The sequence below is a fragment of the Streptomyces sp. NPDC051662 genome (genome assembly GCF_040681655.1).
Lineage (GTDB): Bacteria > Actinomycetota > Actinomycetes > Streptomycetales > Streptomycetaceae > Streptomyces.
In genome coordinates, this window is the sequence record NZ_JBFAZD010000018.1 from 14,122 (window position 1) to 28,474 (window position 14,353).

General features: G+C 75.8%; 1 protein-coding gene. It reads right to left on the reverse strand.

The window, feature by feature from the left end; translation table 11 throughout:
- Nucleotides 1-4: 4 nt before the first annotated feature.
- Entirely contained in the window at nucleotides 5-14,353 is a 14,349-nt protein-coding gene (locus tag AB0M67_RS27230) for a type I polyketide synthase (RefSeq protein ID WP_365749591.1), read from the reverse strand.

Genomic DNA, 14,353 nt, shown 5'->3' on the forward strand with positions numbered 1-14,353 from the left:
GGGTTCAGTCCTCTCCGAGTTCCGCGTTGATGAAGTCGAAAAGCTCTTCATCCGTGGCGGAATCGAGCTTGCTGGTGATGTCGGTGCCGTCGGCGTCGTCGGCACTGTGGTCGTCGGCGGTCCAGGCGGCGGCCAGGGTGTGCAGCCGGGCGGCGATCTGTTCGCGGTCGGCGGCCCTGGCCGGGCCGCCCGCGAGCGCGGCCTCCAGCTGGTCGAGCTGGGTGAGCACCGGCAGCGGCGCCCCAGCGACGGACCGCAGCACCTTGCCTTCCAGGTGCTCGGCGAGGGCGGTCGCCGTGGGGTGGTCGAAGACCAGCGCGGCGGAGAGCTGGACGCCGGTCGCGGCGATCAGGGCGTTGCGCAGCTCGACCGCGGTGAGCGAGTCGAAGCCCAGCTCCCGGAAGGGGAGTTTCGCGTCGAAGGGCGCGTCGGCGGAGTAGTTGAGCACGGTGGCCACATGCCGTTGGATCAGTTCGAGAAGCAGCTTGCGGCGCCCGCTCTCCGACTGCCCGGCCAGCGTCTGCGCGAAGGACTCCCCCGCCGTTCGCGCGCCGGCCGCCGCGGCCCGCCGTAGCGGTGTCCGCACCAGCCCGCGGAAGGCGGCGGGCAGCGTCGACTCGGCCGCCTTGCGGCGCAGTACGGCCGGGTCGAGGCCCATGGGGACGAGAGTCGCCGCGTCGGAGTGCCAGGCCGCGTCGAACAGTGCGAGCCCCTGGCGCGCGGTGAGGGCGAGGACACCGGACCGGTCCAGCCGCCGCCGGTCCACGTCGGACAGGTCGGCGGACATACCGGCGGCGGTCTCCCACAGGCCCCAGGCGAGCGAGGTCGCCGGAAGGCCGGCCGCCCGCCTGTGGTGGGCGAGGGCGTCCAGGAAGGCGTTGGCGGCGGCGTAGTTGGCCTGTCCGGCACCGCCGAAGGTGCCGACGCCGGAGGAGAAGAGCACGAAGTGGGTCAGGTCCAGTCCGGCGGTCAGCTCGTGCAGGTGCTGCGCCGCGTCGACCTTGGGCCGCAGCACGGTGTCGACCCGCTCCGGGGTGAGGGTGGTGAGCACGCCGTCGTCGACGACCCCGGCGATGTGCACGACGGCGGTCACCGGGTGCTCGGCGGGGACGTCGGCCAGGACCGCGGCGAGGGCCGTGCGGTCCGCGGTGTCGCAGGCCACGAGGGTCGCCTCGGCGCCGGACCGGGCGAGTTCCCGGACCAGTTCGGCCGCGCGCGGGTCGTCCGGTCCCTTCCGGCTGAGCAGCAGCAGCCTGCGGACGCCGTGGGCGCCCGCCAGATGCCGCACGATCTCGGTGCCGATGCCGCCGCTCGCACCGGTGACCAGCACGGTGCCGGGCGCGTCCGACGCCCTCGCGGGCTCGGTGGTGGGCTCGGGCCGTTCGGTGACCCGGGTCAGCCGGGGGATGAGCAACCGTCCGTCGCGGACGGCGAGTTGCGGTTCGTCCTCGGCCAGGGCGGTGCCGACGGCCGCGGCCAGCAGCTCGGCGCCGGCGTCCCGCCCGCCGAGGTCGGCGAGCACGAACCGGTCCGGGTGCTCCGCCTGCGCGGACAGCAGCAGCCCGCGGGCCGCCGCCTGCGCCGGATCGACCGGCGTGGGCTCCCCGACGGCTCCGGCTTTTCCGACGGCTCCGGCTTCCCCGGCGGCGACGGCCGCCTTGGTGACGAAGACGAACCTGGCGCCGGCGAGCCGCCCGTCCGCGAGCAGCTCCTTGACCTGCTCCAGGGTGCGGTGAGTGGTGTGCCGTACGGACTCGACGGGGTCGTCGCCCCGTTCGGTGTCCACGGCGAGGACGACGAGGTCCACGGCGCGGTCGAGGGAGGCGAGGTCCTGATGGGTCTCCACATCGGCGCCCCGGTCGGCGAGGGCCTTGGCGAGGGCGTCCGTGGCGGCGCCCACCACGGCCCAGGTGGCGCCCGGTTCCGGGGCGGTTTCCGTGACCGGCGTCCAGGTCAGCCGGTAGAGCCCGTCGGGGGCGGTGGCGGAGGCGGTCACGGCCCGGCGGTCGGCGGAGCGGCCCTGACGCACCCGGACCTGGTCCACCGCGAGTACGGGTTCGCCCGCCGGGTCCGAGAGGAGCACGGTGACGGTGTCGGGGCCCGAGCGGGTCAGTCGGGCGCGGAGTTCGGTGGCGCCGGTGGCGTACCGGGTGACGCCGGCGAAGTGAACGGGTTCCCCGGCCGTGAGTTCCGCGATCAGGTCGGTCAGGCCCGCCAGCAGCCGCGGGTGCAGTCCGTGGCGGTCGGCGTCGGCGGCTTCCTGCTCGGTGAGCGCGAGTTCGGCGAACAGCTCGTCCTCGGCGCCGGCGGAATCCGGTGCGGGCGTCGGCCGGGCGGCTGCCCGGCCGAGTACGCCGGAGGCGATCCGGGTCCAGGACTCCTCACTCGTGCTGCCGGAGCCGACCCCGAGATGGAGGGCGAAGTCGCGGTCGCCGTCGTCGTCCGGGGCCGTCACCACCAGTTGCAGCGGGGCGTGCGGGGCGTCGGGCAGGGCGGTATCGACGTCGAGTGCGGCGATCCGGTCGCAGCCGAGGCCACCGCCCGCCCACAGCACCAGGTCGAGCAGGTCGCCGACGGCCGCCGCCTCGCCCGTGCCGGGCAGGCTGCCGCTGAAGAGGTGGCCGCCCGTGTGCGGCAGCGGCACGGCCGCGGTGAGCAGCGGATGGCCGGTGCCCGCCAGCCCCGCGCCGGCGAGTGCCTCGGCGCCGCCGGCAGGCGCGTCGAGCCAGTAGCGCCGGTGCTGGAAGGCGTAGGTGGGCAGATCGACGCGGCGGGCGCCGGTCCCGTCGAAGTAGGCGGACCAGTCGACGCGTTCGGTGCGCACATGCAGCCTGCCGAGGGCGCTGAGCAGGGTCCTCACCTCGTCGCGGTCCCGGCGCTGGGCGGGGATGCCGGTGGCGCGGTCGGCGGCGGACTCCTCGGCCAGGGCGGTGAGCACGCCGTGCGGGCCCAGCTCAAGGAACGTCGTCACACCGTCGTCGAGGAGGCTCCGTACGCCGTCCGCGAACCGCACCGCGTGCCGGACCTGCCGTACCCAGTAGGCCGGGTCGCGGAGCTGCCCCGGGTTGGCGGGCTCGCCGGTCAGGTTGGAGATGACGGGCAGTTCGGGCTCGGCGAAGGTGACCTCGGCCAGTTCGCGCTCGTACGCGGCGAGCATCGGCTCCATCAGGGGCGAGTGGAAGGCATGGCTCACGGTGAGCCGCTTGGTGCGCAGCCCCGCCCCGGCGAGCCGTGCGCCGGCCGCCGTGACGGCCTCCTCGGCGCCGGACAGCACGATCGCGGCCGGACCGTTGACGGCGGCGACGGCGACCTCCGCGAAGGCATCGCCGAGCACCGCGGCCACCTCGTCCTCGGACGCGGCGACGGACAGCATCGCGCCGCCTTCGGGGAGTTCCTGCATCAGCCGGGCCCGGGCGGCGATGACACGGGCCGCGTCGGCGGTCGACCAGACGCCGGCCACATGCGCGGCGGCGAGTTCGCCGACGGAGTGACCGAGGACGGCGTCGGGCCGGACGCCCCAGTGCTCCAGCAGCCGGAACAGCGCCACCTCGAAGGCGAACAGGCTGGTCTGCGTGTAGAGGGTCTGGTCGATCGACTCGGCTTCGGGCGTGCCGGGTTCGGCGAAGACGACCGTGCGCAGCGGGCGCGGCAGATGCCGGTCGAGCGCGTCGCACACCTCGTCGAAGGCGGCGGCGAAGACCGGGTACGCGGCGTACAGCTCCCGGCCCATGCCGGTCCGTTGGGCGCCCTGCCCGGTGAAGAGGAAGGCGAGCCCGCCGTCGGCGCGGTCCTCGGCGACGGCGTGCGCGGTCAGGTCGGCGAGGCCCCGGCGCAGTTCGTCCGGGTCGGCGGCGACGAGGACCGCGGCGCGGTCCAGGACGCTGCGGGCGGTGGCCAGGGAGTAGGCGAGGTCGGCGACCCCGGCCGCTCCCCCGTCCAGCCGGGCGGCGAGACGGGCGGCCTGCTCGGGCAGCGCCTCCCGGGTCCGGGCGGACAGCACGAGCGGCACGGAGAGGCCGCCGGTCCCGCCCGGGGTCTCCCCCAGGGGCTCGGCGGGCGCCACGGGCTCGGCGGGCGCCTCCTCCAGGATGACGTGCGCGTTGGTGCCGCTGATACCGAAGGCGGAGACGGCGGAGCGGCGGGGTGCGCCGTCGCTGTCCCGGTCCCAGGGCCGGGCCTCGGCGAGCAGTTCCACGGCTCCCGAGGTCCAGTCGACGTGCGGGCTCGGGGCGTCGACGTGCAGGGTGCGCGGCAGCAGTTCGTGCCGCATGGCCTGCACCATCTTGATGACCCCGGCCACACCGGCGGCGGCCTGGCTGTGCCCGATGTTCGACTTGACCGAGCCGAGCCAGAGCGGACGGCCGTCCGGGCGTTCCTGGCCGTAGGTGGCCAGCAGCGCCTGCGCCTCGATGGGGTCGCCGAGGGTGGTGCCGGTGCCGTGCGCCTCGACGACGTCCACGGCGGCGGCGGACAGTCCGGCGTTGACCAGCGCCTGCCGGATGACGCGTTCCTGGGCGGGGCCGTTGGGCGCGGTGAGCCCGTTGGACGCGCCGTCCTGGTTGACGGCGCTGCCGCGGACCAGGGCCAGCACGGGATGGCCGTGCCGACGGGCGTCGGAGAGCCGCTCCACGAGCAGCACGCCGGCGCCCTCGCCGAGGGAGAACCCGTCGGCGGCGGCGGCGAACGGCTTGCAACGCCCGTTCTCGGCCAGTCCGCGCTGCCTGCTGAACGCCACGAAGGAGGTGGGATCCGGCATGACGGTGGCGCCGCCCGCGACCGCCAGATCGCATTCGCCGTTGCGCAGCGCCTGGGCGGCCAGGTGCAGCGCGACCAGGGAGGAGGAGCAGGCGGTGTCCACGGTGAGCGCGGGGCCCTGGAAGCCGAGCGAGTAGGAGATACGGCCGGAGGCGACGTTGGAGGAGGCGCTGACCAGGTAACCCTCCATGCCGTCGGCGGCGCCGCGCAGCCGGGTGCCGTAAGCCTGGTCGGTCATGCCGACGTACACCCCGGTGCGGCTGCCGTGCAGCGACTTCGGGGCGATGCCCGCGCGCTCCAGGGCCTCCCAGGTCGTCTCCATGAGCAGCCGGTGCTGCGGGTCCATGGCCTGGGCCTCGCGGGGCGAGATGCCGAAGAAGCCAGGGTCGAACAGGGCGGCGTCGTGCAGGAACCCGCCGTGGTCGACGTAGCTGGCGCCCTGCCGGTCGGGGTCGGTGTCGAGCAGCCGGTCGAGGTCCCAGCCGCGGTCGGCGGGGAACGGGGTGATCAGGTCGGCCTCGTCGCGTACGGCCTGCCAGAGCTCGTCGGCGGAGGCGATGCCGCTGGGGTAGCGGCAGGCCATGGCGACGATGGCGATCGGTTCGTCCTGGTCGACCTGGACGACGACCTGCCGCGGGGGCTCGGCGGCCTTCTCCCCGTCCACGGCGCGGGCCAGGAAGTCCGCCAGCGCGTCGATCGTCGGATGGTCGAAGACCATCGTGGCGGGCAGCCGCAGACCTGCCACGGTGCTCAGCCGGTCCCTCAGTTCGACCGCCGTCAGCGAGTCGAAGCCGAGGTCCCGCAGGGCGCGGGTGGCGTCCACGGACCGCGCGTCGCCGTGGCCGAGCACCGCGGCGACGTGCTCGCGCACCAGATCGCGCAGGGCGTTCGCGCGCTTGCCGCCGGTCAGCCCGGCGAGCCGGCGGGCCAGCGGGGAGGCGGCGCCGGGTGCGCTTGGCGCCTCGTCGAGGTTCTCTGCCTTGGCCTCGGGCAGTTCGTCGAGCAGTCGGCTGGGGCGCCGCAGGGTGAACTGCGGTACGAAGCGGCTCCAGTCGACGTCCACGAGGAGGAGCGACTCCTCGCCCTCGGCGAGCACCCGGGCGAGCCCGCTGATCGCCAGATCCGGGTCGACGAGCGGCAGACCCATGCGGGCCAGGGTGTCGGCGACGACCGGGTCGTCGATCATTCCACCGCCGCCCCACGGCGCCCAGGCCACCGACACGGTGTGGACTCCGGTGGCCTGCCGTGCCTCGGCGCGGGCGTCGAGGACGGCGTTGGCGGCTGCGTAGATCCCGTGGTCGCCGGCGCCCCACGAGGCGCTGATGGAGGAGAAGTAGACGACGACATCGAGCTGTTCGGGGTCGAGCGCGGCCTCAAGGTTCTCGATGCCGGCCACCTTGCCCGCCATGGCCAGTTCCATGTCGTCCAGGTGTGCGTCGACGAGCGGTCCGAGTCCGCCGGCGCCGGCGGTGTGGATCACGGCGCCGATGCGGTCGCCGTCCCGCTGGACCTCGGCGACCAGGGCGACCGCCGCGCCCGGCACAGCGAGGTCGCAGGAGAGCACGCTCACCCTGGCCCCGAGGCCGGTCAGTTCGGCGACCAGGTCGTCCACTCCGGGGGCGGTCGCGCCACGTCGGCTGGTGAGCACGATGTGCTCGGCGCCCTCGCGGGCCAACCAGCGGGCCACCCGTCCGCCGAGGGCTCCGGTGCCGCCGGTCACCAGCACGGTGCCGTGCGGTCGCCAGCCCTCGCCGGGCGCGGTGCCGGGGGCGAGACGGACCAGCCTGCGGCCGAAGACGCCCGCGGGGCGCAGCGCCACCTGGTCCTCGTCGTCCTGTCCCGCGAGGACCGCGACGAGCCGGTTCGCGGTGCGCTCGTCGAAGGTGTCGGGCAGGTCGACGAGGCCTCCCCAGGTCCGCGGGGACTCCAGGGCAGCGATCCGGCCCAGTGCCCATACGGCCGCCTGGAGCGGGCTCGCCGGTCCGTCGCCGTCGTCGGCGGTGGCGACCGCGCCGCGGGTGAGGCACCACAGCGGCGCCTCGACGCCGGCTTCCTGGAGCGCTTGCAGCACGGTGACGGTGAGGGCCGTGCCGAGGGGTACGACGGGGCGTTCCGGGTGCGCTGAGGCGTCGGCGCCGGTCAGGGAGACGACCGCGACCGGGGTGGCCGCGCCGAGCGCGTCCCGGACGGCGGCCGCCAGGGTCGCCGGGTCGTCGCCGGCGGCCACGGTGAGCACCACGGCGTGTTCCGCGGCCTCGGTGACTGCCTGTACGGCGGCGGTGGCCACGGGGTCGTCGGCAGCGCCGGCCGGGGCTATGACGAGCCAGCTGCCGGGCAGTTCGGCGGTGCCGGGTTCGGGGAGCTGTGTCCAGACGATCCGGTAGCGCCAGGAGTCGAGCACGGCCTGTTCCCTGCGGCCGCGCCGCCAGGCCGACAGCGCGGGCACCAGCTCGCGCAGCGGCTGGTCGTCGGCGAGGTTGAGCGTGCCGGCCAGCGCGGGCAGGTCCTGGTGTTCCACGGCCCGCCAGAAGCTGTCGTCCACCGGGTCGCCGGCCGCCGGACGGGCCTCGGGCCAGTAGCGGTCGCGCCGGAAGGCGTAGGTGGGCAGCGGCACGCGCGCGGTGGGGTGTCCTTCGAAGGCGGCCGTCCAGTCGACCGCGACGCCGTGCACCCACAGTTCGGCGAGCGAGGTGCGCATCCGCGCGAGTCCGCCCTCGCCGCGGCGCAGCGTCCCGGTCACCACCGGGTCCGCTCCGGCGGCCTCGCCGGTCTCCCGGAGTCCTGATCCGAGAACCGGGTGGGGGCTGACCTCGACGAAGACGTGGTAGCCCTGTTCGATCAGCGCGCCGACGGACCGGTCGAGGAGCACGGGCTCGCGCAGGTTCCGGTACCAGTACCCGGCGTCCATTTGGGTGGTGTCCTGCCACTGCGCGGTGACGGTGGAGAAGAACGGGATCTCCGACTGCCGGGGCTCGACCCGGGCGAGGACATCGCGGATCTCGTCCTCGATGCGGCCCACCTGCGCGGAGTGCGAGGCGTAGTCCACCTCGATGCGCCGGACCCTGACGTCGCGTCGCCCGGCATCGGCCTGAAGTTCGTCCAGCGCCGCCGGCTCACCGGAGACGACCACGGAGGACGGGCCGTTCACGGCGGCCACCGACAGCCGGCCGTCCCAGCGCGCCAGCCACCGTTCGGCCTCGGCCACGGGCACGGCGACCGACATCATGCCGCCGTGGCCCGCCAGTGCGCCGAGCGCCTTGGCGCGCAGCGCGACCACCCGGGCCGCGTCGTCCAGGGACAGCGCGCCGGCCACGCAGGCCGCGGCGATCTCGCCCTGGGAGTGCCCGATCACCGCGGCCGGCCGTACTCCGTGGGCGCGCCACAGGGCGGCCAGCGACACCATGACCGCGAACAGCACCGGCTGCACGACGTCCACCCGGTCCAGTGCCGTGCCCTGGCGCACCGCGGTGGTGAGGGAGAAGTCGGTGTACGGGGCCAGCGCGCGCTCGCACTCGGCCCACCGGGCGGCGAAGACCGGCGAGGTGTCGAGGAGTTCGGCCGCCATCCCCGGCCACTGGCCGCCCTGCCCGGGGAAGACGAGGACGGGCCCCCGGCCGAACGGCCGCACGGCGCCCGTCACCACGCCCTGGGCGGGCTCTCCGGCGGCGACGGCGTTCAGGCCGTCGACGAGGTGACCCGGCTCGCCGCCGAGGACGACGGCCCGGTGCTCCAGGGCGGCACGCGAGGTGAGCAGGGCGTGTCCGACCGCCCCGGGGGACACCTCACGGTCCGCCAGCCGCGCCGCGAGCCGTGCGGCCTGTCCGCACAGGGCGTCGGCGGACCGCCCGGAGAGCAGCCACGGCACGGCGCCGCCGGGCTCACCGCCCGCGCCCGGTGTGCCGTCGGGCCCCGGTGCTTCGACCGGCCCCTGTTCCAGGATGACGTGCGCGTTCGTGCCACTGACGCCGAACGACGACACAGCGGCCCGGCGGGGGCGGTCCGTGGCGGGCCAGGCGTGGTTCGCGGTGAGGAGTTCCACCGCGCCCGCCGACCAGTCCACCTCGGGGGTCGGCTCGTCGACGTGCAGCGTCCGGGGCAGCACGCCGTGCCGCATGGCCTGCACCATCTTGATCACGCCGCCGACGCCGGCCGCGGCCGCGGTGTGGCCGATGTTCGACTTCAGCGATCCGAGCCACAGCGGCCGTTCGGCGGGCCGGTCCTGCCCGTACGTGGCGAGGACCGCCTGGGCCTCGATCGGGTCGCCGAGCGCGGTGCCGGTGCCGTGCGCCTCCACGGCGTCGACGTCGGCCGTGGACAGGCCCGCGTCGGCGAGCGCCTGCCGGATCACCCGCTGCTGTGCGCCGCCGTTGGGCGCGGCGAGTCCGTTCGAGGCGCCGTCGGAGTTGACCGCGGTGCCGCGGACCGTCGCCAGGACGGTGTGTCCGTTGCGCCGTGCGTCGGAGAGCCGTTCGACGAGCAGGACACCCACGCCCTCGGCCCAGTTGGTGCCGTCGGCGCTCGCCGCGAACGCCTTGCAGCGGCCGTCCGAGGCCAGCCCGTCCTGCTTGCCGAAGTCGAGGAACGCGGCGGGGGTGGAGATCACGGCGACACCCGCGGCGAGCGCGAGGTCGCACTCGCCGCGGTGCAGCGCGGCCACGGCCGTGTGCAGGGCGACCAGCGAGGAGGAGCAGGCGGTGTCGATCGTCATCGCGGGGCCCTGGAGGCCGAACGCGTACGCGATCCGGCCGGAGACGACGCTGCCGGCCGTCCCGGTCATCAGGTAGCCCTCCGCCTCCGGCGCGCCCGCGATCAGGGCGCCGTAGTCCGAGGCCGCGGCGCCCGCGAACACGCCGGTGCGGCTGCCGCGCAGCGTCGACGGGTCGATGTCGGCGTGCTCCAGGGCCTCCCAGGTCACCTCCAGCAGCAGCCGCTGCTGGGGGTCCATGGCCAGCGCCTCGCGCGGGGAGATCCCGAAGAACGACGCGTCGAACTCGACGGCGTCCGGCAGGAATCCGGCCCGCAGCGCCAGCCCGGGGGCGGCCCGCCGCAGCGCGGGCAGGTCCCAGCCGCGGTCGGCGGGGAAGTCGTCGACACCGTCGCGCCCGGAGTGGACGAGGTCCCACAGCCCCTCGGGGTCACGGACCCCGCCGGGGTACCGGCAGGCCATGCCGACGATGACGACCGGGTCGTCCGTGTGCGAGGCGACGCGTGCGCCCCCGGCCTCGTCGGGCCGTTCGCCGGTCAGCTCGGCCATCAGATGGGCGACGACCTCGTCCGGTGTCGGATGGTCGAAGACGAGTGTCGCCGGCAGGCGCAGCCCGGTCTCGGCTGCGAGCCGGTCACGCAGCCGCACGGCGGCCAGTGATTCGAACCCGGCGTCACGGAACGGGCGCAGGGGGTCGACGGCGGTGCTTGACACATGGCCGAGGACGGCCGCGGCCTCGGTGAGGACCAGTTCGCGCAGCCGGTGCGCGAGGTCGGCGGCGTCCGCGTCGGCGATGGCGTCGCCGGCTGCCGGGGGCGCCACGGGCTCGGGAAGGGCGCGGACCTCGGGCAGGTCGGCGAGCAGTGGCCGGGGGCGGCGGCCGGTGAGCACCGGGTGGGCGGCGGCCCAGTCGATGTCGGCGACGGCGAACACGGCCTCGTCGGCGTCGAGGGTCCGGCGCAGCGCGGTCAGGGCGAGCGCGGGCGCCATCGGCAGCAGGCCGGGCACGACCGGGCCGCCGACGGCCCCCGCCCAGGGGCCCCAGCCGACGCAGGTGGCGCGCAGGCCGTCGGCCGTCCGGCGTTCGGCGGCGGCTTCGAGGGCCGCGTGCACGACGGTGTGCGCGACGTCCTCGGTGCCGCCCCAGGTGCCGGAGAGCGAGGACAGCAGCACGAAGGCGTCCAGGTCCCGGTCCGCGTACAGCTCGGTCAGCCGCTCCACCGTGCGGAGCCGTTCGCCGACGGCGAGCACCAGGTCGGCCGGGTCGGGGTAGGCGGCGGCCGGGTCGATGTTGTCCAGGTGCACGACGGCGGTGACCGGCGTGTCGGTGGCCGGCGCCCCGGTCGTGGCGAGGTCCCACTCGGTGAGCGTGCACCGGCCGTCCGCGCCGTTCAGCACGTCGGCGCCGGGCGTCGGGGCGCCGGGGCGGTGGGCCAGTACGACGGTGCGTTCGCCGTCGCCGGCCAGCAGCCGCAGCAGGTCGGCGGTGACCGCGGCGACGTCTCCGGTGACGAGGACGGTGCCGTCGGCGCGCCAGGCACGGCTGTGCCGGGGCGGCCGGGCGGGCAGCAGTCGGCGGGCGAACACCCCGCCGGGGCGTACGGCGAGTTCGTCGGCGTCGCCCGGGTCGGCGAGGACGGCCGCGAGCAGCCGCAGCGTCCGCGCGTCCAGGTCGGCCGGCAGGTCCAGCATGCCGCCGTCGGCGTCCAGGGCGCGGGCCAGTCCCCACAGTGTGGCCTGTGCCGCGCCGGGCACGGGCTCCCCGGCGACGGAGACGGCCGCCCGGGTGGCACACCAAAGGGGTGCGTCCACGCCGGCGTCGGCGAGGGCCTCGCGCAGGGTCAGCACGGCTCCCACGGCCGGGGCTCCGGTCTGCGCGGGGAGGGCGAGCACTCCGGCCAGGGACCGGTCGGCGGGAAGCGTCGCGGCGAGGCGCCGCGCCAGGGCGGCCCGGTCCTGCGGCCCGGCCGGCAGCAGAACCGTGCGCGGTCCGAGCGCCTCGGCGACCCGAGCCCCGTCGGTGCCGTCGGGGGCGACGACGAGCCAGGCGCCGTCCGGCCGGGCGTCGCTGTCGGTGCCGGTGACCGGCGTCCAGTCCAGGCGGTGGCGCAGGCGGTCCGTCTCGTCGGCGGGGGCCGGCGCCGCGGCGCCGCCCGATGGGGCCGACAGCCAGTAGCGCTCCCGCTGGAAGGCGTAGGTGGGCAGTTCGGCACGGCGGCCGCCGCGGTCGGCCAGCGCCGCGGCCCAGTCCACCGCGACGCCCCGCACATGCAGTTCGGCCAGTGCGGTCAGGAGTGTGGCCGGCTCGGACCTGTCCCGCTGGAGGGCGGGCACGAGAGCCACGTCGAGGCCGAGGTCCTCGAAGGAGTCGCGGGCCATCGCGGTGAGCACACCGCCGGGGCCGAGTTCGAGGCAGGCGGTGACGCCCTGCGCGCCGAGGTGCGCGACGCCGTCCGCGAACCTCACCGCGTGCCGTACCTGGCGCACCCAGTAGCCGGGGTCGCGCAGCTGTCCGGCGGTGGCCGTCTCACCGGTCAGGTTAGACACCACCGGCAGGGTGGGCTCGGCGTACTCCACCTGGGTCAGTTCCCGTTCGAACTCGGCGAGCATCGGCTCCATCAGCGCCGAGTGGAAGCCGTGCCGTACGGCGAGCCGCTTGGTCCGCAGCCCGGCCTCGCGAAGCTGTCCGTCCGCGGCCTCGATCGCCGCCTCGGCGCCGGAGAGCACCACCGACGCGGGACCGTTGACGGCGGCGACGGCCACCTCGCCGAAGCCGCCGAGGAGTTCGGCGGTGCGCTCCTCGGTGGCCGCGACCGACAGCATCGCCCCGCCCTCGGGCAGTGCCTGCATCAGCCGGGCCCGGGCGGCCACCACACGGGCCGCGTCGGGCAGCGACCAGACGCCCGCCACATGGGCGGCGACGAGTTCGCCGACGGAGTGCCCGAGCAGCAGGCCGGGGCGGACGCCCCACTGCTCCAACAGCCGGAACAGCGCCACCTCAAGCGCGAACAGGCCGGTCTGGGTGTACAGGGTGCGGTCGATCGACTCCGCGTCGGGCGAGCCCGGTTCGGCGAACACCACCGGCTTCAGCGGGCCCGGCAGGTGCCGGTCGAGCTCCGCGCACACCGCGTCGAAGGCCTCGGCGAACGCCGGGAACGCGGCGTACAGCTCCCGGCCCATGCTGGCCCGCTGCGAGCCCTGCCCGGTGAAGAGGAAGGCGACAGGACCCGCCGGCGCGGTCCGGCCGCGGACGACGCGCGGGTGGGGCTGGGCCGCGCCGAGCGCCGCGAGCCCGGCGAGGAGTTCGTCGCGGTCGGCGCCGAGGACGACGGCGCGGTGGGCGAGCCGGGCACGGCCGGCGGCGAGGGACCAGGCGGTGTCCAGCGGCGCCTGTCCCGGCCGGTCGGCGAGGTGCCGGTGCAGCCGCCTGGCCTGTGCGCGCAGCGCCTCCTCGTCGGCGGCCGACACCGGCCAGGGCACGGGGGCGCCCGGGGAGGGATCCGGCTCGGAGACGGGGGCGGCGGGCTCGGCGGCGGGGTCGTGTTCGAGGACGACGTGCGCGTTGGTGCCGCTGATGCCGAACGAGGAGACGGCCGAGCGGCGCGGCCGGCCGGTGCTCGGCCACTCCTGCTCCTCCGTCAGCAGCCGCACCGCGCCCGCCGACCAGTCGACCTGGGTCGTCGGCTCGTCGACGTGCAGGGTGCGCGGCAGCAGCCCGTGCCGCATGGCCAGCACCATCTTGATGACGCCGGCCAGGCCGGCCGCGGCCTGGGTGTGGCCGATGTTGGACTTGATCGAGCCGAGCCAGAGCGGCCCCCCGCCGACCCGGTCCTGGCCGTAGGTGGCGAGCAGGGCCTGCGCCTCGATGGGGTCGCCGAGCCGGGTGCCGGTGCCGTGCGCCTCAACCGCGTCGACCTGGCCGACGCTGAGCTGGGCGTCGTCGAGCGCCTTGCGGATGACGCGGCGCTGGGCGGGCCCGTTGGGCGCGGTCAGGCCGTTGGAGGCGCCGTCCTGGTTGACGGCGGTGCCGCGGATCGTCGCCAGGACGGGCAGGCCCGCCTCGCGGGCGGCGGACAGCCGGTGCAGCAGGACGACGCCGACGCCCTCGCCCCAGCCGGTGCCGTCCGCGGCGGCGGCGAAGGCCTTGCAGCGGCCGTCGCCCGCCATGCCGCCCTGCTCGGCCATCTCGGCGAAGAGCTGGGGCTCCGCCATCACCGCGGCCCCGCCGACCAGCGCGAAGGAGCACTCCCCCGAGCGCAGCGCGCGCACCGCGAGGTGCAGGGCGACCAGGGAGGAGGAGCAGGCGGTGTCGATGGTGATCGCGGGCCCCTGGAGGCCGAGCGAGTAGGCGATCCGGCCGGAGGCGACGGAGCTGGTGGTGCCGGTCAGGACCAGGCCCTTGACCTCGTCGAGCTGTTCGGCGCCGCGCGGGCCGTACTTCTGGTCGGCCATGCCGATGAACACGCCGCCGTCGGTCCCGCGCAGTGCGGTGGGGTCGAGGCCGGCCCGCTCCAGGGTCTCCCAGGAGGTCTCCAGCAGCAGCCGCTGCTGGGGGTCCATTGCCAGCGCCTCGCGGGGCGAGATGCCGAACAGGCCGGCGTCGAAGGCGGCGGCGTCGCCGAGGAAGCCGCCGGCCCGGCGGTAGGAGCCGGTCAGGTGGTCGGTGTGCCAGCCGCGGTCGGTGGGGAATCCGGTGATGGTGTCGCCGCCGGTGCGCACGACCTCCCACAGGTCCTCCGGGGAGGCGATGCCGCCGGGGAAGCGGCAGCCCATGGCGACGACGGCGATCGGTTCGGCGGCGCCCGCCTCCAGTTCCTGCACCCGCTGCCGGGTCCGCTTGAGGTCCGCGGTGACCCGCTTCAGATATTCGACGAGCTTGTCGTCATCCGCCAC